The sequence below is a fragment of the Photobacterium sp. S4TG1 genome (genome assembly GCF_036040035.1).
Lineage (GTDB): Bacteria > Pseudomonadota > Gammaproteobacteria > Enterobacterales > Vibrionaceae > Photobacterium.
On record NZ_JAYXUH010000013.1, the window covers coordinates 1 to 23,252 of the forward strand.

Below are 23,252 nucleotides of genomic sequence, written 5' to 3' on the forward strand. Positions count from 1 at the left end.
TCTACAACGCGTGAACAATAGATTCCCTATCGCCCTCGCGGGCATTCGCTGTAGGGAATGACGAGGCAGGAACGGACATTCACTGTAAGGAATGACGAGGCAGGAACGGGTATTCACATAGCCTATTTCCCGTCATCCCGGAAGTTGAGACTCGAAACTATCCGGGATCTACTCACCACATGCTTGAGCCTTAAAGACACCAGTGAAAATAATAACTCCACAACGCGCGAACAATAGATTCCCTATCGCCCTCGCGGGCATTCGCTGTAGGGAATGACGGGGATGGAACGGACATTCACTGTAAGGAATGACGAGGCAGGAACGGGTATTCACATAGCCTATTTCCCGTCATCCCGGAAGTTGAGACTCGAAACTATCCGGGATCTACTTACAACGTGCTTGAGCCTTAAAGATACCAGTGAAAATAATAACTCCACAACGCGTGAATAGTAGATTCCCTATCGCCCTCTCAGGTATTAACTACAAGAACTTAGGCACAAAAAAAGCGACAGGCTTTCACCCATCGCTTTTTATCTCGAAACTCAAATCTCGCGACTCGAAACCTCGTCCCTACTTCTGCGCTTTAAACTTATCTAGCAAAGCGTTTGCTTCTGCTTTTGTCTCGCCGTCACCTTTTAAAACGATATCTTGTAGCAAATCAACTGCGCCACCAATATCGTTCATTTCTAGATATGCTTTCGCAAGATCCAATTGACCTGCATATTCCCCCGCACTATCAACATCAAACTGACGAATATTAGCGAACATATCAGGGAAATCCTTTAAGCCTACATCAAGATTTAACGGCTTTTCATCAGGATCTTCTTGGTGATAATTAGGATCATCAGCTAGCAACTCATCAATACTAATGTAGTTTGGTGATGTTGATGTTGCCGCTTTAATATCAGCTTGTGCAAGATCTGGTTGTGTTGACCAGTCTTCACTAGCCAATTCAGGCTCAGCCACCACACCTTGCCAAACAGCAGCTTCATCTTCTGCTAAAACATCTTCATTATCAGCAGTTGCACTATCAACTGTCGAGGCTAATAACTGATCACGTTCATCATTATTCAGCCCACGTTGCGGTGTTATCGTTGTCGCATCAGCATCATCAAATAACAACGCATCCATGTCTAAGCCAGCAGAATCAACCCGATCTTGTTTAGCTTCGGGTGATTGATCAACCTCAGCGGCATCATCTGCCCCTGCTTGTGATTTAAAGCCACATTCAAGTGCATATTGCTCTAACTCATGCTGCTCTTCAAAAGAAGCGAATAAAGCCTCATTCTCGTCAAACTCAGGTAACGTACTAACATCAATATTGTCAAACGCATATTCCAAATGACGGGCAGTATCAAACGGAGAGTATTCAGGCTCGGCATCCGTCGTGCTGGTCTCTGTTGGTACTGGTTGACGTTGTTCCGCCGCTTGTGCTGCTTGCTGTAATTGACGCGTTACATTATCGATAGCAACTTGCTCATCAATCTCAGAGCGATCATCCATTTGTTCTAATGGCGATGCTTGTGGATCATCAAAAGCTGAGTTTTCATCAAATTCAGGTAAGTCATCCAGGCTTAACGGTGTGTTATGTACCGCATCGGCTGCAGGCAAAGCAGACATTTCATCATCATAGTGATCAAACGCGGCTTGCTCATCAAACTCAGGCAAATCATCAAGATTAAATGCCGTCGTTGCAGGATCTGCCGCTAACAGCTCATCTAATAAGTCAGTGCTATTTTCATCCAGCTTAATATTTGCCGTAACATCTTGCTCATCACTTTCATCGGCAAGTAACTCATCAAGCAGTTCGGTGCTGTTTTCTGCAAGCTCGATCTTGTTATCCAATGATTTAGCGTCATCTTCTGCGACTAAATCATCTAACAACTCAGTGCTATTTTCAGCAAATAATGATTCATTATCGTCGGCATCTATTTGAACAGGCGCTGACGTAATATCGGGTAAGTCATGGTTAAACTGAGTGAATAACGCATCCAATTCATCTTGAGAAACAACCGTCGTACCTTCTAATTCAGCAGCAGTCGGCGCTTCTGATGGTGCTGTTTCTTGGCTTGATGCTTGCGCTTGTTGCAAAATTTCGTCTAGTAACGCTTGATCAGATAACGGCTTCTCGGTATCACTGTTCTCTGCCGCCACTAAAGCTGTTGAAGAAGGCGTTGTCTCGTCATATTCAGACAAATCAAAATTCGCATTATCTTCTTCATTTAGGGATTTTTCCCATAACGCAGCCAGTGCTTCATCAGCACTTAGCTCTGGCTTAGAATCAAACTCATCTAATGCCCGCTCCATGTCTTCTAGGCCGATAGCATCATCGTTAGAAACCGAAATAGAGCCAAAGTTGTTATCAAATTCGCTATCATCGAAATCAATGGCCGTTGTCGCACTTACAGCTTGAGGCGCTTCATTTTCAGATGCATTAACAACCTCTGCTATCTCAGGAGTTATTGTCTCTTGTGTCTTCGTTGGCTGATGAGGCTCGATATCGGCAAACAGATCATCGTCAGCAAATAAATCATCAAGATCATCATCATGTTCGTTACCAACCAAGTCTACAGGTGGCACAACAGCAATAGCATTGTCGTTATCATCCGTCGTTGGTGCGGGTAATGATGGCTGTTGAGGCTCATCTTTTTTACGACGGAAGAACAATAATGCTAATAATGCTGCAATCAAACCTCCAGGAATAATGCCAGCAGCAGCCAATGCCCATGGGTTACTGGTGAAACGATCAAGCCATGTTGTCGCCACTGGCGTTTCAGCCTGTTGAAGCTGTTGTTGCTCTAAAAACGACACCATTTTTTGACGAATACTATCACTTTCAGTAATTTGATTTTTTAATGCATCCATATCTTGCTGCATAGCAGATAAACGTAACCGCAATGCGTGGTTACTCTCTACTAGCGCATTCATTTTGACATCAGTAACATCAACTTGTGGCTGTTGTGGTTTTGGTGGAATAACAGCAGCGTTATCTTCACTAACCTCACCATTAGCCTCACTTGTCACAACATCCGTCAAGACAGCATCTTTAACCGTGGTTGCCGTAGCGACATCTTCTGCCTTCGTCGACGCTACTTTTGCATCATTATCGGCATCAGGCGTTGAGTTAGGAATGATCTGAGCCGAAGATGACGATGTCTTCGGTGATAACTTAATCACTCGCGGGGCTGTAGCGGCAGCAGCTTGCTGTTTGGCTAATTGTTCTTCAGCTACACGTCTTTTTTCTAATTCCGTCGCATAAGGCGCACGTAATTGATCTGCTGCTAATTTACGGCTGACAGAGCTAACACGTTGGTGTTGAATTTGTTCTATTGTTGGTAGCTTTAGATAACTACCCGGCAGTAACGAGTGAATATTATTATTTTCAAATGCATCACGATTTAAATTATAAATAGCGCCAATAACTTTAAAAATAGACACGTCTTTATTTGGCAAATGGCGTGATGCAATGCCCCATAACGTTTCATTTTCATAGGTTGGGCCATAATTTCGTGCCATTGACGACGATGTTGAAAACTGTTTTGTCGGTATGGTTAATTGGCTCGTAGCAGCTTCTCGATTAAGGGCTGCGTACGAGCTATCTTCATTCTCGGGACCGACTATACGTATAGTATTGGCATTCACTACCGGAAGGTAAGAAGAAATAGTAACAAAAGCTACCGGTAGTACCATACGTTTAAGTATCTTTGGGATGTTAGACACTGCCTACATTCCTCTTTGGCAGAGATAAAATTGCTCGAAATCGTCGCATGGCAACAAATTCGAAATAATAGTTTCTGGTGATAACGACCTAATAATAACGACCAATATCAATAAAGCTTGAATGGCTCTATTTAATCATACTAAGCGCCATATTATGTCAAGTTATCAGCAAAAGAAAAGCAAGCAGCTAACGAAATAAAAAAGCGACAGGCTTTCACCCATCGCTTTGTTATTTTGTTAGCAAGTTTGTTCGCACGCGTTATGTTGATACATACGCATAGCGCGATCTAGACCTTACTTTTAATGCTGTTAATTACAAATAGTCTGCAATTAATTTTTCAGCAATCTGAACACTGTTAGTCGCTGCGCCCTTACGCACGTTATCAGCCACAATCCACATGTTAAGACCACATGGGTGACTAATATCTTCACGAATACGGCCAACCATTACATGATCTTTGCCTACAGCATCAGTTACTTGAGTTGGGTATTCATTGCCTGGGAAGACTTCAATACCGTCTGTATTTTCAAGTAAGTTAATGGCTTCTTCTAATACGATTGGCTGATGGGTTTCAACATGAACCGCTTCGCCATGACCAAAGAATGAAGACACACGCACACAAGTTGGATTCACACGAATGCTAGCATCACCTAAAATCTTTTGTGTTTCCCACACCATTTTCATTTCTTCTTTGGTGTAGCCGTTGTCCATAAACTCATCAATATGAGGAATACAGTTAAATGCAATTTGCTTATCGTAAGCTTTAGTTTCAATCGGCAAACCATTAAGCAATTTCGCTGTTTGCCCTGCTAGTTCATCGATACCTTTACGACCAGAACCAGAAACTGATTGGTACGTTGCAACGTTAATACGATCAATACCGTAAGCATCTTGAATCGGCTTTAGTGCGACTAACATTTGAATCGTTGAACAGTTAGGGTTAGCAATAATATTACGGTTACGGTAATCCGCAATCGCTTCAGGGTTCACTTCTGGAATCACTAACGGTACGTCATATTCGTAACGGAATTCAGAGGTATTATCGATAACAACAACACCTTGCTCTGCGGCAATCGGTGCCCAATGGCGTGATGCTTCAGCACCTGCTGAGAACAAAGCAATTTGCACTTGGCTCCAGTCGAAATCTTCTACATTACGAACGCGGGTTGATTTACCTTTAAAACGTAACGCTTTGCCTGCGCTACGATCACTTGCCAGCAAGTAAAGATTGCGAACAGGAAAATTGCGTGCTTCTAGCACTTCGACCATAGCTTCGCCTACTGCGCCTGTTGCGCCGAGTATTGCGATATCATATTCCTGACTCATTGAGTGACCTCTACTACTGTAAAACCTAATTTAGCCAGCGACTCTACCGCAAACTCGGCCTTCGCCGCTACTGTAATCGCACTATATTCACGTCGATCCCAGTAATTTTTACGCATTAGATCAAATGCGGTAGCCATTTTGCTGTTATCGTCGCCAGCAGCTAACATTTCACGACGGAAAATACCATCGTCTTTACGAACATCATAAACTAATTGGATCAAGCTAAATAACGTTGCTTCATCCCATTGTCGGCTTAATTGCACTTGAGGTACAGGTGCAATCGGTAATAAATCACTCGCTAACGCATGGTGGTCATTACTTAAAAACTGACAAAAACTGTTAAACACCATCGTGGTGCCACGTGCTTTACCTTCAAGGCCGTATCCTGCTACGTGCGGAGTCGCAAATGCTAATAACGGCAATAATGCTAAATCAACTAACGGTTCTTGTTCAAACACATCTAATACAGCGGTCAATATTTTACCACAGCCATCAACTGAGGCTTGTAATGCCTGTTTTAACGCTTGGTTATCCACAACAGGACCACGAGCAGCATTAATTAAAATCGCATTGGGTTGCATTGCTGCTAGAAAATTAGCATCAATTAAATGATGGGTTGGATATTCACCGTCACGCGTAATCGGGGTATGCGTGGTGATCACATCACATTCAGCTAATAAGGTTTCTAGAGAATCAAACTGACGCTCATCACCTTCCGCTTGCTTTAAGGGATCGTTTAATAAATACCGAATACCCAGCGCATCCAGACATTTCGCTAAATACGTCCCTACATTACCCGCACCAATAATACCAATAGTGCGATCAAAAATTGAAAAATTCTGCTGCTGGCCTAATACCATCAAGCTACTTAATACATATTCAGCCACACCCACTTTGTTACAACCAGGTGCTGCGGTAAATGTAATGCCCTTGGCGGCTAATAAATCCTGATCAACATGATCTTGACCTGCGGTTGCAGTACCCACAAATTTAAGTTTGTCGGCTTTAGCAATGAGATCTGCATTAACTTTGGTTACAGAACGGATCATTAAAGCATCAACGCCAACTAAATCATCAGCGGTTAATGTACGTCCAGGTTTTGCAATAACGTCGCCTAACTGGCTAAATAATTCCTGCGCATAAGGCATGTTTTCATCGATAAGGATTTTCATTAAGGCTTTCCCTGCTTTACTTAATCAGCCCCGAACAAATCTCGGGTGTATACTTTGTCTTGAACATCTTCAAGTTCAACAGCCATACGATTAGACACAATAACATCGGACATTGATTTAAAGGCTTCGAAGTTTTTTATCACTTTTGAACTAAAGAATTCATCATTTTCAAGCACAGGTTCAAACACCACTACTTCAATACCTTTAGCTTTTATACGCTTCATAATACCTTGAATACTTGATGCGCGGAAATTATCAGAGCCTGACTTCATGATTAAACGATAAATACCAACAACTTTAGGTTGTTTAGAGATAATAGAATCAGCAATAAAATCTTTACGGGTCGTATTCGCATCAACAATAGCACCAATAATGTTATTAGGTACATCGCGATAGTTTGCGCGTAACTGCTTGGTATCTTTAGGTAGACAATAACCGCCATACCCAAATGAAGGGTTATTATAATGATTACCAATTCGAGGATCTAAACCAACGCCTTCAATGATTTGACGACTATCTAAGTTTAGCGCTTCAGCATAACTATCGAGTTCATTAAAATAGGCCACTCGCATAGCAAGATAAGTGTTAGAAAATAATTTAACCGCTTCAGCTTCTGTTGATTGAGTAAATAGCACATCAATATCTTCTTTTAACGCGCCTTGTTTTAATAGTTCAGCAAACTTTTCAGCACGTTCTGAACGCTCACCGACAATAATTCGCGAAGGATATAAGTTATCGTAAAGCGCACGACCTTCACGTAAAAATTCCGGTGAGAATATAATATTATCGATACCAAATTGTTGTTTGATATTTTCAGTATATCCAACCGGAACCGTTGATTTAATGATCATTGTGACTGTCGGATTTTTTGCTATAACATCTTTAATTACCGCTTCTACTGAGCTGGTATTAAAATAGTTAGTTATTGGATCATAATCTGTTGGGGTTGCAATAATGACAAACTCAGCTCCATCATAAGCATGTGTTGCATCAGTAGTGGCAATAAGATTCAACGTTTTGTGTTGTAAAAAATCTTCAATCTCCTGATCAACAATAGGAGATAGACCTTGATTAATAAGTGCTACTTTCTCTTCAATAATATCAAGTGCTACAACTTCGTTATGCTGTGATAACAAGACCGCATTAGACAAGCCAACATAGCCTGTACCTACGACAGTAATTTTCATTACTTAACCCCAATAAATTAATGTGTAAGTCATGATTACTCACAGCTTACTTACTTGTGGCTTAGTTTATCTGAAAACACGCTAATATTTAATGGAAAATATAAATGCTACAACGCGCGAATAGAAGATTCCCTATCGCCCTCGCGGGCATTCACTGTAGGGAATGACGAATGGATAGGCTTGGCATTCACTTAGCCCATTATCCGTCATCCCGGAAGTTGAGGTACGAGACTATCCGGGATCTACTCACCGCGAACTTGAGCCTTAAAGACGCCAGTAAAACACGCTAACATTTAACGGGAAATATAAATGCTACAACGCGCGAATAGGAGATTCCCTATCGCCCTCGCGGGCATTCACTGTAGGGAATGACGAATGGATAGGCTTGGCATTCACTTAGCCCATTACCCGTCATCCCGGAAGTTGAGGTACGAGACTATCCGGGATCTACTCACCACGTACTTGAGCCTTAAAGACGCCAATAAAACACGCTAATATTTAATGGCAAATATAAATGCTACAACGCGCGAATAGAAGATTCCCTATCGCCCTCGCAGGCATTCACTGTAGGGAATGACGAATGGATAGGCTTGGCATTCACTTAGCCCATTATCCGTCATCCCGGAAGTTGAGGTACGAGACTATCCGGGATCTACTCACCACGTACTTGAGCCTTAAAGAGACCAATAAAACACGCTAACATTTAACGGGAAATATAAACTATAAAAAAAGCGACAGGCTTTCACCTATCGCTTTTTATACTGTGGACTATCAGACACAAAACCTCGTTACTCGAAACCTCGCCCCTGCTCTTCCTTAATTATGCTTCGTACTTCTTAATCACTAGCGTTGCGTTTGTGCCACCGAAACCAAAGCTATTAGACATAACAGTCTTAAGTTCAACATCGCGCTTTTCAGTCACGATATCAAGGCCTTTAGCCGCTTCGTCTAGGTTTTCAATGTTAATGCTTGGCGCAACAAAACCGTGCTCAAGCATTAGCGTTGAGTAAATAGCTTCGTGAACACCAGCAGCACCTAGTGCGTGACCCGTCATTGCTTTGGTTGCAGAAATAGCAGGGCTATGATCGCTAAATAGCTCTTGAATAGCACCAAGCTCTTTTAGATCACCAACAGGTGTTGATGTACCGTGAGTATTGATGTAATCAACAGGTGCATCAAGATCTTTCATTGCCATCTTCATACAACGCACTGCGCCTTCACCTGATGGTGCTACCATGTCGTAGCCGTCAGATGTTGCGCCATAACCTACGATCTCACCGTAGATTTTTGCGCCACGTGCTAATGCGTGTTCTAGTTCTTCAACCACAACCATGCCGCCGCCACCAGAAATAACGAAACCATCACGGTCTGCATCATAAGTACGAGAAGCTTTTGATGGATCATCGTTGTACTTAGTAGACAACGCGCCCATTGCATCAAACATCATCGTTAGTGACCAATCAAGCTCTTCACCGCCACCAGCAAAAACAACATCTTGTTTGCCTAGTTGAATAAGCTCAACCGCGTGACCGATACAGTGTGCAGATGTTGCACATGCAGAACTCATGGTGTAGTTAACACCACGAATTTTAAATGGTGTTGCTAGACATGCAGAAACAGTTGAAGACATAGTACGCGGTACCATGTAAGGACCTACACGCTTAACGCCTTTTTCACGTAGTGTGTCGACTGCATGGTATTGGTTGTATGATGATGCACCACCAGAACCTGCAACTAAACCAGTACGCTCGTTAGATACTTGGTCTTCACCCAGACCAGAGTCAGCAACCGCTTGCTCCATAGATAGGTAAGCAAACGCAGCAGCATCACCCATGAAACGCATTTTTTTACGATCAATGTGCTCAGATGGTGTGATTTTTAGATCACCCCAAACATTAGAACGCAATTTCATTTCAGCGAATTGCTCAGAGTAATTAATACCTGATTTGCCAGTTTTTAGGGATTCTAATACTTCAGCAACGTTGTTACCGATACTAGATACAATACCCATGCCTGTAATTACGGCTCGTTTCATGATGAATTCCTACTGATATTAATGGAAATACCTACTCATTTAATGAAACAACGATTGTTCCATCTCAATGACTAGAATACGTCCCAAACGGCTTTAAAATCTGCGCTCACATTCCCTCTTTCGTCAGCGATAGCGAACGAAAACACGCGATATTAAAGATGTTTGGGCCGATAGTGCCTAATTTAACCTTCTTCTTTAAAAAAAAACAAAAAAGTTAGCGATTATTTAGTACGAGAACTATAACGGCTTTGCTCCTGAAAAGTGGTCAGCTTTCCTGTATTTCAGGTACAATCTAATCAAAATTGCCCTTCAATCGCATTTAGAACCCATAATTGATGCATTTTTATGCATAAAATGGTGGCAAAATGCTCAGCAGCTAAAACAAGAGGTTCGTTTTGTCTCGTCCTACTCCAGCAAAGTCTACACTTCGGATTGAAAATGCCACCCTTGATTGGAACGACGTTGGTAACCCATTATCCACTGACTTTGACGATATTTATTTTTCAAATGACGATGGACTAGAAGAAACGCGTTATGTGTTCATCAAACAAAATGGCTTACCTGAGCGCTGGCATGATTTTGATCGACGTCGATTTGTCGTTGCAGAAACAGGGTTTGGTACTGGACTTAATTTTTTTGCTTTGTGGCAAACATTTAAAACATTTCGTGAGCAACATCCAGACTCAACGGTCAAAGAATTACACTTTATTAGCTTTGAAAAAGCTCCGATTACTAAACAAGATCTCCTCAAAGCACACCAAGTATGGCCAGAACTAGCCGAGTTCACGCAAAAACTTGATCAACATTATCCACCCGCCGTTGCAGATTGTCACCGTATTGTGCTTGAAAATGGCATGATCACCCTTGATTTATGGTTTGGTGATATTAAAGATTGCATGCCTCAAGTTTGGGTTGGCAATGACGGCATTGTTGATGCTTGGTTCTTAGATGGTTTTGCCCCAAAGAAAAACCCTGAAATGTGGAGCCAAAATCTGTTCAATAATATGGCCAACATGGCACGTTCAGGCTGCACCGTTGCGACCTTTACCGCAGCCGGTTTTGTCCGTCGAGGTCTTAGTGAAGCTGGCTTTGATATAAAAAAAGCCAAAGGGTTTGGTGTTAAACGCCATATGACCGTGGGTACAGTAATTAAAAACCACCAGCAAGCGAATTTTAAACCGTGGTTTGCACGTAGTTCACAACAAGCCCCTCAATCAGAGCCAAGTGACATCGCCATTATTGGTGGCGGAGTTGCTTCTGCCACCACAGCAATTTCACTGATTCGTCGCGGCCAAACGGTCAACTTATATTGTGCTGATAGCGAATTAGCTCAAGGGGCATCAGGCAATCGTCAAGGGGCCGTCTACCCGCTTCTTAACGGTAAGCACGACGCACTATCACGCTTTTTTGCACCCGGCTTTATTTATGCCCGTCAATTTGTTGAACAAGCGGCTCAATACTGCCAATTTGATCATGATTGGTGTGGCGTCACCCAGTTAGCATGGGATGAGAACGGTAAAAACCTCACTGAAGCAGAAAAACAACACGCAATCGCAACAAATGATAAGAAACTCAGTCGTCAAACCCAAAAGCTAGATTGTATGTTAGCGGGAGGATTTCCAGAGTCATTAGTGCGTAGTTTAAATGTCGAACAAACACGTGCTATCACTGGCGTTGAGACTGATTGTCGCAGTGTTAACTATCCTCTTGGTGGCTGGTTATGCCCGCAACAACTCACTCAAGCATTAATAGAATCTGCGGTTCAAACAGGCAAGCTAACATTACACCTTAATAGTGATGTTACAGTACTAGAGCAAATCAAAACCAACACTAATCAACCACAATGGCAATTAACCTTGGCAAATGGCACAACCGTCAATCACACCACGGTTGTGGTGGCGAATGGTCATCGATTAGGTCAATATCCACAAACAGCCCCGATTCCAACCTCATCAGTACGCGGTCAAGTTAGCCATATACCAACTAATACACAATTAGCTAAACTTGAAACCGTACTTTGTTATGACGGCTATTTGACCCCAGCAAATAGCAATACTGATAGCCATTGTATTGGTGCTAGTTATGCCCGTCGTAGTTGTGATCTTGCTTACAATGAAGTCGATCAACAGCAAAATAAACAACGTTTATTAGACAGTGTTCCCGCAACTACTTCATGGGCGAGCGAAATAGATGTTGACGCATTTGATCAATCCTCACGCGCGCGTATTGGCGTCCGTTGTGCCAGTCGCGATCATTTACCGTTTGTGGGGAACGTATGCCGCTATGATGATTTGATTAAACAATATCAAGATCTAAAAGATAATCAGCTATACGCACAAAATGTCCCCGTCTACAAAAACCTATTTGCCATTGTTGGGCTAGGCTCAAGAGGATTAAGCTCAGCACCACTGTTAGGTGAATTATTGGCATCACAAATCTGCGGCGATCCATTACCACTGCCACATACAGTGCTAGACGCGCTCCACCCCGGTCGAATGTGGGTGCGGAAATTAGTACGCGGGAAAGAGGTGAGATCATAAGATTAGTATCTCGTTCGTAACCTCACTGTAGGGAATGACAGGGGTTATTCTCCGTCATCCCGGAAGGTGAGGCACGAAGCTATCCGGGATCTATTCACCACGTGCTTGAGCCTTAAAGAAACCAGTGAATTCAATGACTCTACAACGCGCGGATAGTAGATTCCCTATCTCGTTCGTAACCTCACTGTAGGGAATGACGGGGATGGGATGGGCATTCACTGTAGGAAATGACGGGGTTAGAACGGGCATTAATTGTAAGGAATGACGGATTGGAACAGGCGTTCTCTTTGCCCATTCTCCGTCATCCCGGAAGGTGAGGCACGAAACTATCCGGGATCTATTCACCACGTGCTTGAGCCTTAAAGAAAACAGTGAATTCAATAACTCTACAACGCGCAGATAGTAGATTCCCTATCTCGTTCGTAACCTCACTGTAGGGAATGACGGGGATGGGACGGGCATTCACTGTAGGGAATGACGGTGGTTGGACGGGCATTCACTGTAGGAAATGACGGGGATTATCACAATAAACTATTATACAAATCTAGCCACTGTGGATTATTGTCCTTAATTAATTGCTCCTTCCATGAACGACGCCATTTCTTTAATTGTTTCTCCCGTTTAATTGCCGTTGCCATCGAATCAAATCGCTCATAATACACTAAAGAATGCACCTGATATTTTTGAGTAAAACCACGAACAACATTATTTTTATGCTGCCAAATTCGAGTGACTAATTGACTAGTCACTCCAACATAAAGCACCTGCTTATTATGTGATGCCAAAATATAAACCACAGGCTCTTTATTCACTCAAACCTCATCCCTGCTCTTCTTGTCCCTTATTCACTTGCAGCTACGATAATGTCAGCTTCAGGCTTAACCTTCCTCAACTCTGCCGCTAATGCCGTTTGTGCTTCAAGATCGCCATGCACAACTTTAATGACTTGTGGCCCTTGCTCTATATCAGCCACAAAACTGACCAAATCTTCTTGCGCGGCATGGGCGGAATAACCTGATAATTGGTGAATCTGCGCTGCAACATCAATCACCTTATCGTCAATTTTAATCACTTTTTCACCATCAACTAATGCGCGTCCAGTAGTACCTTGTGCTTGATAACCAGCAAAAATAACATCGGTACGTTTATCGGCTAATAACGCTTTTAAATAATTAACCACCCGTCCACCAGAGCACATACCACTGGCAGCAACAATAATCGCAGGCTCATCGGAATGCTGTAATCGATTAACCAATTCAATATGATCAGCATGACTATCAATGGTAATACATTGTTCAAAGGCTAATGGATGTCGCCCCATATAACGTCGTTGCTTGGCTTCTTTGGCCCATAACTCATGAAAATAGCGGTATTGATCCGTTACCTTTTGTGCCAATGGTGAATCTAATATTATCGGCAAACTTTGCCAAACCCGTTTAATGGTGTGATCTTCATTAGGATCAACATCCACTTCTGCAATAATATTTTCGAGATCAAATAATAGTTCTTGAGTACGACCGACACTAAAAGCAGGAATAATAATAGCGCCACCGTCTTGTAATGAACGCTCAATAACCTGCTTTAATACCCGTTGGCGATGTTCAAGTTGGTGGTGAGGTTTATCGCCATACGTGCTTTCAATAACTAAAGTATGTGCCGAAGTTGGCGGAATAGGATCGGTTAATAATGGTGTATTTTTAGGTCCAAGATCGCCACTAAAAACCACAATTTCATTGGTCGGTAATTTAATCTCAATATAAGCCGAACCTAAAATATGCCCGGCAGGGCGAAAACGAATCTTAACTAACTCACCTGTCGGTAATACAATTTGCGCCCAGCAATCATAAGGCACCGGACGAATGCGCTGGTGTATTAATGCCAATGCTTTTTCACATTGCTTTTTATTGAGCCCTAACTGAATTTTAAGTCCATCTTCTAACATTAGGGGTACTAATGCTGCTGTTGCCTCAGTCGCATATATAGGACCAGAAAAACCCGCGGCAAGTAGCCATGGTAAACGCCCAATATGATCAATATGGCTATGAGTCAGTAGTAATGCAGCAATATTATTAATATCAAATTCAATATCTAACGTATCACGGGCTTCTTTTCCTTGGAATAAACCACAGTCAATTAATAAACTATTATCCCCCATAATAAGCTCATGACATGATCCTGTTACTCCCGTTTTCGCGCCATGATGAACAATATTCACTGCTATCCTCTCCTGCTTTTAATAAATAAAAGTCTTATGATGCCAGCGTACTAATATTGTTAGAAATGTTAACAGATAGAACTAGGAAGCATTCACCGTTACAATGTTAATGTAATGTAACAAACATCGAGGAGTATTTAATGGCTCACAAAAAAACGCACTTAAATATACAACCAAGCACATATTAAATTTAATAGCCCTCTGATAATAAATAGAGAGAGCTGGTTCATTATGTATCCGATCATTATTGCGATTCATGGCAGAGGTAATAAATTACCAACAACAACATTAAGCGCACATTGGCAGCAAGCACTTAAACATGGCCTTCAGCGCTATAACCAATCCCAATTACATCCTCAGATTGATTTTAAAATGGCTTATTATGCTGATCATTTTTATCAACAACCTTTAGTTTTATCTGTAACAACAGCAACGGCAATTCAACAGATTTATACGATCAAGCAATTAACGACAGACAATCATCATCATTATTATAAGCAACCTTTAATCACTCGCTCAGCTTCGCCTTGGATCACTAAAATAGCAGAATGGATTGAAGATAAATTCAGTGTTTTTTCTTTTATTTCCAAACCCTTTTTAAAATCATTGCTGCCTGATATTTATCATTATTTTCATGATCAAAGCTATCAAAAAGCTGTCGAACAACCTTTAGTAAAGCTGCTTAATCAATACCAACATCGACCAATCATTTTACTGAGCCATTCAATGGGCACCGTGATCGCTTATAACGTACTACATCAATTGAGCCGCCAAACGACTCCACCACAAATCAGCACTTGGTTTACCTTTGGCTCTCCACTTGGACTCACCAGCATTAAAGGCTTTTTACCTAAAATAACCCACCAGCCGAGTGTTAAAAAATTAGCCACGCCTGATTGTGTTACCGAGCAATGGATCAATGTTAGTGATAAAACCGACATCGAGTGTATCGATCATGATTTAAGTGATGACTACCTTGCCAATCGCCATCAAATACAACCACAAGATTATTACATCACCAATCATTATCCAGACAATTCACACAAGTCTTATGGTTATTTATGGAGTGATGTTATCGCAAAATATGGCATTCCAAAGGTGACATTATGAAACCCTTTATTCTATTAGATCCCGGTCATGGTGGCATTATCGATGGTACTTACCAAACCGCAGGCAAACGCTCACCATTATGGTCCAACGGTACCCAATTATTTGAAGGGGAATTTAATCGTGCGATCACTCAAGGTATCAGCCTAGCACTGACCTTACACGGGATTGAAAATAAAATTATTGTGCCAGAGCTGGAAGATATCAGCCTGCGCACTCGCGTTAATCGTGCCAACCATTTAGCGACCCAATACCCTTATCACCAATGTTTATTAATTTCAGTTCATGCCAATGCAGGCGGTGGAAGTGGTTTTGAAATTTACACCAGCCGCGGCCACACCAGCAGCGACATTATTGCCGATCATATCACTCACGCTTTTACGCAAGTATTTCCTAATAAGCCATTACGAAGTGATTATAGCGATGGTGACAGTGATAAAGAGCGCGGCTTTTATATGCTCAGAAAAACACGCATGGCCGCAGTATTAACCGAAAACTTCTTTATGGATAATGAAGTCGAATGTTGTTTGATTTTAATGTCACCAACAGGCCGACAGAAAATTATTGATTATCATATAAAAGGGATTTTAGCTTGGATAACAGATAGCGAGAAACGAGATTTAAGCGTTTAATGAGATAATGAGGTCTTGTCTGACCTCATCAATTTTCCAATTTCACACAATGACTTTTTACGTATCAACCGCACCGTCAAACAATTACAACACTATTTACGAGCACGAATCGAAAATGATGAGATGATGCAATTCTTTAATCAGATGGATCCTGACATGCTATTTCGTTAATATCATCTTTGTTATTTCCTACAGTGAGGTTACGAATTCCCCACCGTCATTCCCTACAGTGAGGTTACGAACGAGATAGGGAATCTACCATCCGCGTGTCGTAGCGTTTATGTTTGCCATAAAATGTTAACGTATTTTCATTGGCGTCTTTGAGGCTCAATCGCGCGGTAAGTAGATCACGGATAGTTTCGTACCTCAACTTCCGAGATGACGGATAATAAACCCGGTCATTACCAGTAGTGAATATCCGCGAGAGCGATAGGGAATCTAATGCTTTTGGAAGATGACTACTTAATTAATCGAATGGGTATTATTTATTATATTCAGTCTTACCATTAAATAAATAACTGTCCCACTGTTTTCATTGGAATAAACATTCTTACACGACCATTGATTTCACAAAGCACCTCAAAACCATATTTTGCATAGAACGACTCAGCTTGTACTGTTAAACCATCAACAACAATAGCGTAAGCTCTCATGTGAGCATTAATTTCCCAAAGATATTCTAACGCTTTAATTAAACTCACTTTACCTAATCCACTTCCATGAAATTCTTTATGAACCGCAAGCTGAGCTAAAAGAAAAACTGGAATGGGATAGCGTGGTAACTTTTTAGCCATAGCGAGTGGCAACGTATCTCGGCTAATTAAGCTTGGTGCGATACTGTAAAATGAACATATAGGATATTTTTGATTTGGCAATGGCGCAGAAGCAGGTAAAACTATCGTCCGGCTAATACCTGCTTGCATATGTTTAGCCGCTTGAGTTTGAATAAAATCATTCAACTCTTTCTCACCACAGTCAAATGATGTTCTATCGTGTTGTAATTTATCCAATTCTTTAAACGTCTTGGAGTAACTCACTTAAACTCACCTTGCTTTGTAAATACCATCGCTTCAAGCAATGCTTTATTTGGTGCTTTTGCTTCATCGCATGCAGCTATAAATTGGTCAAATACATTTGCCTCAATCGTAATACTTTCATATTTAGCAATGACTTGAGTTGCATCTTCGTCCATTAAACGAACAACATATTCAGTTAAACTTTTTAAACCAAGTAAAGCAGAAGCTTTTTCAGCCTTCGCTTTGATGTCCTCATCCAAACGGATATCCAGTCTTGCTGTCGCCATAACGCCTCCAATTGTACGGATTTATTCCGTTATTTAATTGAGTATAAGATTCAAATAGCGAAGATGCAACTTGTACGGAATATGTACGGATTAATTTTTAATGTCGTTCGATATATTTGATAAACGTTGATAATTTTATAAAAGCTTAAAACGCAAAAAGCCCGTATTGAACCACTTATACAAATGGTTCAATACGGGCTTTTATTTAACGTCTACTTTTGTCATTCTCTACAGTGAATGCAAAACCACTCCCGTCATTCCCTACAGTGAATGCCCGCGAGGGCGATAGGGAATCTACTCTCCGCGTGTTGTAGCATTACTGTTTTCACTGATTCACTGGCTTCTTTAAGGCTCAAGCCCCAACCCACCCGTCATTCCCTACAGTGAAGTTACGAACCACCACCCGTCATTCCCTACAGTGAGGTTACGAACGAGATAGGGAATCTACCATCCGCGTGTCGTAGTGTTTGTATTTGTAATAGAATGTTAACGTATTTTCATTGGCGTCTTTAAGACTCAATAGCGCGGTGAATAAATCCAATAACCATAACTTAAGCGTTAGTTTTATCACCCAATGGCGTTAAATCTAATGAATCTACAAAAGAAGCATTATTTAACAATTGAATATACGCACTAAACGCTTCGCCTAATACTTTGTCGCGCATCGCATATTCAACAAAGGCTTTAGCATAACCGAGCTTATCACCACAATCATGCGAACGGCCTGTCATGTGGAAAGCTTCAACGGTTTCATCTTGCATCAGCATATCAATAGCATCTGTCAGTTGAATCTCATCCCCTGCCCCTGGTGGTGTCATTGCTAGCTTATCCCAAATGTTGTGCGATAAAACATAACGACCCACAACAGCAAGGTTAGACGGTGCATCCTCAACCGCAGGCTTTTCAACCATACGCGTCATAGGGCAAGAGTCACCCCCTTGAAGATCAACACCGTTACAATCAACCACACCGTACTTAGATACATCACTCATTGGCACAGGCTCAACCATAATTTGGCTTGCCCCTTTTTGCTCAAAGTGTGTAATCATCGCTGCAAGGTTTTCTGTTTTTTGATCGGCTGTATATTCATCTAAAATCACATCCGGTAACACAACCACAAACGGCTGATCACCAATCAGTGGTTTAGCACACAGAACCGCATGACCTAAGCCTTTTGCTTGCCCTTGACGCACATGCATAATCGTTACGTCTTTCGGACAAATCGCTTTTACTTCATCTAACAATTGACGTTTAACACGCGCTTCTAAAGTCGCTTCTAATTCAAAAGAAGTATCAAAGTGATTTTCAATCGCGTTTTTAGATGAGTGGGTCACCAAAACAATTTCTTTAATACCCGCATTCACACACTCATTGACGATATATTGAATTAACGGCTTATCAACGATTGGCAGCATTTCTTTTGGAATAGCTTTAGTTGCAGGCAGCATACGAGTGCCAAGGCCAGCTACTGGGATGACTGCTTTTTTAATTTTCATTATCTTATCCTACTTTTTTATAACACCAACTAATGAATTACCATCTAAAACAACTAATGACGTTACATTATTAGTATGCATAAATTCATAAGCAACTTGTATACTTGTATCTTGAGTAATAGATAATGGGTTTAAAGTAATAATATCTACTGCTTTTAAATCAAAAACATCTTTACCATATGTTTCCATTGATCTTCGAATATCACCATCAGTTATAATACCTTCTAACTGATCATTTAACCCGAGTATTAATGCTAGACCTAATTGTCCACTTGAAATTGTATTGATAATAGAAGAAAAATCAGCATTAATATTAACCAATGGTAAATTATCTACAATCATTTCATCTCGAACTTTACTCAATAAACGACGACCTAGATTCCCCCCAGGATGAAAGCGAGCAAAATTTTCAGGTTTAAAGTTTCGCTCATCCATAAGAGCAACAGTAAGTGCATCACCCATTACTAATGTCGCTGTCGTTGATGATGTTGGAGCTAATTGCAATGGGCAAGCTTCTTTAGGTACAGCTATATCCAAATGACAATGTGCATTTTTAGCTAAAGTCGAATCAGAACGTCCTGTTATTGCAATAATATAATTACCATTATCACGTAAAAAAGGTAATAACTTTAAAACCTCATCGGTTTCGCCTGAATTCGAGATCGCAATAAAAACATCAATCGATTTAACCATACCAAGATCGCCATGAAATGCTTCTCCTGGATGCATAAAAAAGCTTGGAGTTCCGGTACTGGCAAAAGATGCCGCAATCTTCTTACCAATAATACCAGACTTACCCATACCACAAATAATAGTACGCCCTGCTGTTGAGATTATAGCCTTAATTGCTTGATCAAAATTATCATTAATTCGATTAGACATATATTCTAATCCTTCAATTTCTATTTTAATCACTTCCTTTGCAATTTCCTTAGCATTCATTCGTTATTTTCCATTTTATTTTTAATTATCAAGTAATCATCAATAGTATCTACCCCATGAGGTAAATCACCACAATAAATACAAGCACCAATAGCTATTCCATTAGATAATGCTCTTAATTGTTCTAGTTTTTCATATTTTTCTAAAGGAGCTTCAGGATAAGAACAAAACTCAGATAATGCACTTACTCTATATGTATATATGCCAATATGACGAAAACATAGAGAAACATCTTTAGGATCATCTCTATTAAATGGAGATGCTGATCTTGTAAAATACAAGGCTCGTCCATCTAAACCTAAAATAGCTTTAACTGCATTTGAATTATGCAATTCATCATAATTGACTATAGGTGTCACAGCTGTTGTTATTGGATAATGACTACTACGATTAGCAAACTCAATAACTTGTTGTATAAGAGATGAAGGTATTAATGGCTCATCACCTTGTACATTAATTACTAATGTATCAGGACTCCAAAAAAGTTTTTGTGCAACTTCATTAATACGATCAGTACCACTATCATGATCAATCTTCGTCATCACCACACAAAGATTTAAACTTTCAGCTTTTTGATAAATTCTAATATCATCCGTTGCTAGAATAATATTAGAACCCTCAATTCCTGCATCTAAACACCTCTGATATACATACCAGAAAATTGGCTTTCCGTTAATCTCAAGTAATGGCTTACCTTCCAATCGAGATGAACCATAGCGAGCTGGTATAACAACTTTAATATTATTCATATAATTTCTAAGCAAACTTAGTTTCAATCATTGGTCGACGATTAACAACTTCATCAATTTCTAATAATGTTTCAAGTAACTCTTCCATATGAGCTAGTGGCATCATATTAGGTCCATCACAAAGTGCTTGATCTGGATTTGGGTGAGTTTCCAAAAATAAGCCATCAATACCCACAGCAACAGCCGCTCGAGCTATAGCTGGTACATGGAAACGATTACCGCCAGTCGAGCCATTTAAAGCACCCGGCATTTGAACACTATGTGTGGCATCCATTACAACTTTACAACCAGTTTGCTTCATGATCGTTAAACCTGGCATATAGTTAATCAACGTACCAAAACCAAAACTAGTACCGCGATCACAAAGCCAAATATCGTTATTACCTACAGCACGACACTTATCAACAACAGGAGCCATATCAGCAGGATGCATCCACTGACCTTTTTTAATATTTACAGGTAAACCCATAGAAGCTACACGCTGAATAAAACCTGTTTGACGAACAAGAAAAGCGGGGGTTTGAAGAACATCAACAACAGACGCTACTTCGTCTAATGGAGTATCATCATGAACATCAGTAATAATACGAACGCCTAATTGATCTTTCGCTTTCTGTAATATTTTTAAACCATCTTCGATACCAGGACCAGTAAATGCGCTCACAGATGAACGATTTGCCTTAGTAAATGAAGATTTTGCAATATATTCAATACCATATTTATTGGTTATTTCTTGTAATTTACCAAAAGTATCTAAGACAAGACCTTCAGACTCAATAACACATGGACCTGCAATTAAAAACATAAAATCTACCTATTAATTTGGTTTATGATTATCATTATTAGATAATTTAAAAGAATCTTTATAAGCTTCAATTACAACTCGCATAGTTTTACTATCTAGAGATAGCAATGACTTTAACATATAAAATAAAGCAATTACTAAAGAACGATTTTTCACAAAAACATTCTCACCATGAGTTCTTAAAATATAAAAATGATTACGTAACATAAAATAACCTTTCCATGATTTAAGATCGTTATTTTGATTATTCAACAATAATCTTTCAGCAGTTGCTTTCATTGAGCAAGTAATTTTAAATCCAGCTTTCCTTGCTCTTATTGAATAATCTAAATCATCATTAAAAATGAAAAACTTTGATTCAGGAAAGCCTATTTTCTTAACAACATCTTTTGAAATTAAAGGACCTTCAAATGGTACTGCTGCAATTTCTATTTCTGATTCTGTAATATCATCATAAATATCTGCAACAGTATGTGACTTAGGATTTGTACATAAGACTTTAGACAAATCATAAACTACTGGAGTTATTTCAGCACATAAACCATCTAAATTAAAACGGATAGGTTGTATTATACCATTAGATCTAACACTTATTAACTCCTCTAAGCAATTAGTAGCAGGAAGGAAATCATCATCCATTAACCATAAATAATCATATTCATAATTATTAGCTAACTGAAATCCATAATTAAAGCCACCTGCACCGCCTAAATTAGCTCCCGTATTATGATATTCAAAAATATTATTATTTAAGTAAAAAGATTTAACAAGTTCTTCTGTTCCATCTTGACTATTATTATCAACAACGAGAACCTTGCTTAATTTAAATGATTGCTCAGATAAACGAGTTAATACTTTTTCTAATAATTCTTTTCTTTTATATGTTACAACAATAGCAATTACTTTTTTCATATTATTTGATTTCATTTTTAACTAGATTCAATGCAGATCTAATGACCTGGTGCATATCATAATATTTATATTCTGCAAGTCGACCACCAAATAAATATTTATCATCAATCGACGTTAAATCTTTATATTTCGAATAAACTTGGTTATTTTTACTATCATTTACAGGATAATAATATTCATCACCATTTTCATATTCTTTAGGGTATTCTCTTGTTATTACAGTTTTATCTTGTTTACCAAAATCAAAATGTTTGTGCTCAATAATTCGAGTAAATGCATATTTCTTATCTATATAGTTAACAACTGCATTCCCTTGGAAATTATCAACATTTAAAGTTTCATGTTCAAACTGAAGAGAGCGATAATCTAAAGCGCCAAACTTATAATCAAAGAATTTATCTATTGGTCCAGTATAAATTACTTTTTTTGCGATTGAATCCCAATATTTCTTATTATCGAAATAATCCACATTCATTTCTACTTCAATATTAGATAATAAACTAGTTATTAATCCATTATACCCGCCAATAGGTATCCCTTGATATTTATCATTAAAATAATTATTATCAAAAGTAAAACGAACAGGTAATCTTTTAATAATAAATGCAGGTAAATCACAACATTCTCTACCCCATTGTTTTTCAGTATATTCTTTTATTAGTGTTTCAAAAATATCCCGTCCAACTAAAGATATAGCTTGCTCTTCTAAATTATCAGGTGTTTTGTTATTTAACTCTAAACTTTGTTCTATAATCTTATTTTTTGCATCAAGGGGAGTTACCACACCCCATAACTGATTAAACGTATTCATATTAAAAGGTAAGTTATATACTTTACCTTTAGATAGAGCTATCGGGCTATTTGTATAACGATTAAATTCCACGAAACTATTAACATAATCCCAAACTTCTTTATCATTGGTGTGAAATATATGAGCACCATATTTATGTACAGCAATATCATCTATATTTTCGCAATAGACATTACCACCGATATGATTTCGCTTCTCAATTATTTTAACCTTTTTACCTTTTTTAGTTAACTCATGAGCCATTACAGAACCAAACAACCCACTACCAACAATCAAATAATCATATTTCATAATTCAAC

19 protein-coding genes are annotated in these 23,252 nt (G+C 39.6%); 4 read left to right on the forward strand and 15 right to left on the reverse strand.

All coding sequences use genetic code 11. From position 1 onward, the window contains the following. Positions 1 to 570: 570 nt before the first annotated feature. The 5 genes from VXS03_RS14370 to fabB all read right to left on the reverse strand — a co-directional run bounded on the left by VXS03_RS14370 (position 571) and on the right by fabB (position 9,441). Entirely contained in the window at positions 571 to 3,720 is a 3,150-nt protein-coding gene (locus tag VXS03_RS14370; protein WP_327764470.1) for a FimV/HubP family polar landmark protein, read from the reverse strand. 313 nt (positions 3,721 to 4,033) lie between these two features. Next, positions 4,034 to 5,047: an aspartate-semialdehyde dehydrogenase gene (locus VXS03_RS14375; RefSeq protein WP_327764471.1), complete on the reverse strand. Its 1,014-nt coding sequence runs from the start codon at positions 5,045 to 5,047 to the stop codon at positions 4,034 to 4,036. Further along, positions 5,044 to 6,219, reverse strand: coding sequence for a 4-phosphoerythronate dehydrogenase (locus VXS03_RS14380; RefSeq protein ID WP_327764472.1), 1,176 nt, complete (start codon positions 6,217 to 6,219; stop codon positions 5,044 to 5,046). Before VXS03_RS14380 ends, VXS03_RS14375 begins: the two co-directional genes overlap by 4 nt. Before the next feature lie 20 nt (positions 6,220 to 6,239). Next, positions 6,240 to 7,406 (reverse strand): nucleotide sugar dehydrogenase, encoded by a 1,167-nt coding sequence (locus VXS03_RS14385; protein WP_327764473.1) that lies wholly within the window; start codon positions 7,404 to 7,406, stop codon positions 6,240 to 6,242. A gap of 820 nt (positions 7,407 to 8,226) precedes the next feature. Beyond that, positions 8,227 to 9,441, reverse strand: coding sequence for a beta-ketoacyl-ACP synthase I (gene fabB / locus VXS03_RS14390; RefSeq protein WP_327764474.1), 1,215 nt, complete (start codon positions 9,439 to 9,441; stop codon positions 8,227 to 8,229). 395 nt (positions 9,442 to 9,836) lie between these two features. On the opposite strand from fabB, the gene mnmC reads away from it, so the two are divergent. After that, entirely contained in the window at positions 9,837 to 11,981 is a 2,145-nt protein-coding gene (gene mnmC / locus VXS03_RS14395; protein ID WP_327764476.1) for a bifunctional tRNA (5-methylaminomethyl-2-thiouridine)(34)-methyltransferase MnmD/FAD-dependent 5-carboxymethylaminomethyl-2-thiouridine(34) oxidoreductase MnmC, read from the forward strand. Positions 11,982 to 12,502: 521 nt separating this feature from the next. Here mnmC and VXS03_RS14400 read toward each other — a convergent pair. Together VXS03_RS14400 and VXS03_RS14405 are read right to left on the reverse strand one after the other, a co-directional pair. Further along, the gene (locus VXS03_RS14400; RefSeq protein ID WP_327764477.1) at positions 12,503 to 12,793 is read right to left on the reverse strand and encodes a GIY-YIG nuclease family protein; all 291 of its coding nucleotides are present in this window, start codon (positions 12,791 to 12,793) and stop codon (positions 12,503 to 12,505) included. Positions 12,794 to 12,822: 29 nt separating this feature from the next. Further along, on the reverse strand, positions 12,823 to 14,196 hold the full coding sequence (locus VXS03_RS14405; protein ID WP_327764478.1) for an MBL fold metallo-hydrolase: 1,374 nt from the start codon (positions 14,194 to 14,196) through the stop codon (positions 12,823 to 12,825). Positions 14,197 to 14,427: 231 nt separating this feature from the next. Here VXS03_RS14405 and VXS03_RS14410 point away from each other — a divergent pair, with 231 nt between their 5' ends. The 3 genes from VXS03_RS14410 to VXS03_RS14420 are packed head-to-tail and all read left to right on the forward strand — an operon-like array spanning position 14,428 to position 16,106. Beyond that, the gene (locus VXS03_RS14410) at positions 14,428 to 15,306 is read left to right on the forward strand and encodes an alpha/beta hydrolase (protein ID WP_327764479.1); all 879 of its coding nucleotides are present in this window, start codon (positions 14,428 to 14,430) and stop codon (positions 15,304 to 15,306) included. After that, on the forward strand, positions 15,303 to 15,935 hold the full coding sequence (locus VXS03_RS14415) for an N-acetylmuramoyl-L-alanine amidase (protein WP_327764480.1): 633 nt from the start codon (positions 15,303 to 15,305) through the stop codon (positions 15,933 to 15,935). Before VXS03_RS14410 ends, VXS03_RS14415 begins: the two co-directional genes overlap by 4 nt. A gap of 15 nt (positions 15,936 to 15,950) precedes the next feature. Continuing rightward, entirely contained in the window at positions 15,951 to 16,106 is a 156-nt protein-coding gene (locus VXS03_RS14420) for a hypothetical protein (RefSeq protein WP_327764481.1), read from the forward strand. Between the two features lie 335 nt (positions 16,107 to 16,441). Here VXS03_RS14420 and VXS03_RS14425 read toward each other — a convergent pair whose 3' ends face one another. From VXS03_RS14425 to glf, 8 genes are all read right to left on the reverse strand, one after another. Continuing rightward, the gene (locus tag VXS03_RS14425; protein WP_327764482.1) at positions 16,442 to 16,972 is read right to left on the reverse strand and encodes a GNAT family N-acetyltransferase; all 531 of its coding nucleotides are present in this window, start codon (positions 16,970 to 16,972) and stop codon (positions 16,442 to 16,444) included. Further along, positions 16,969 to 17,238 carry a type II toxin-antitoxin system TacA family antitoxin gene (locus VXS03_RS14430; RefSeq protein ID WP_327764483.1) on the reverse strand — a complete coding sequence of 90 codons (270 nt, stop codon included), beginning with the start codon at positions 17,236 to 17,238 and terminating at the stop codon, positions 16,969 to 16,971. Before VXS03_RS14430 ends, VXS03_RS14425 begins: the two co-directional genes overlap by 4 nt. A 551-nt stretch (positions 17,239 to 17,789) precedes the next feature. Continuing rightward, positions 17,790 to 18,734, reverse strand: coding sequence for a UTP--glucose-1-phosphate uridylyltransferase GalU (gene galU / locus VXS03_RS14435; protein WP_327764484.1), 945 nt, complete (start codon positions 18,732 to 18,734; stop codon positions 17,790 to 17,792). Between the two features lie 9 nt (positions 18,735 to 18,743). Further along, a complete protein-coding gene (locus VXS03_RS14440) occupies positions 18,744 to 19,676 on the reverse strand; it encodes a KpsF/GutQ family sugar-phosphate isomerase (protein WP_327764486.1) in 933 nt (310 codons plus the stop codon). Then, positions 19,673 to 20,425 (reverse strand): 3-deoxy-manno-octulosonate cytidylyltransferase, encoded by a 753-nt coding sequence (gene kdsB / locus VXS03_RS14445; RefSeq protein WP_327764488.1) that lies wholly within the window; start codon positions 20,423 to 20,425, stop codon positions 19,673 to 19,675. Before kdsB ends, VXS03_RS14440 begins: the two co-directional genes overlap by 4 nt. 7 nt (positions 20,426 to 20,432) lie before the next feature. Beyond that, positions 20,433 to 21,230 carry a 3-deoxy-8-phosphooctulonate synthase gene (kdsA, locus tag VXS03_RS14450; protein WP_107214102.1) on the reverse strand — a complete coding sequence of 266 codons (798 nt, stop codon included), beginning with the start codon at positions 21,228 to 21,230 and terminating at the stop codon, positions 20,433 to 20,435. 12 nt (positions 21,231 to 21,242) lie between these two features. After that, positions 21,243 to 22,142 carry a glycosyltransferase family 2 protein gene (locus VXS03_RS14455; protein ID WP_327764489.1) on the reverse strand — a complete coding sequence of 300 codons (900 nt, stop codon included), beginning with the start codon at positions 22,140 to 22,142 and terminating at the stop codon, positions 21,243 to 21,245. 1 nt (position 22,143) lies between these two features. Further along, on the reverse strand, positions 22,144 to 23,244 hold the full coding sequence (gene glf, locus VXS03_RS14460) for a UDP-galactopyranose mutase (protein ID WP_327764491.1): 1,101 nt from the start codon (positions 23,242 to 23,244) through the stop codon (positions 22,144 to 22,146). Positions 23,245 to 23,252: the final 8 nt, after the last annotated feature.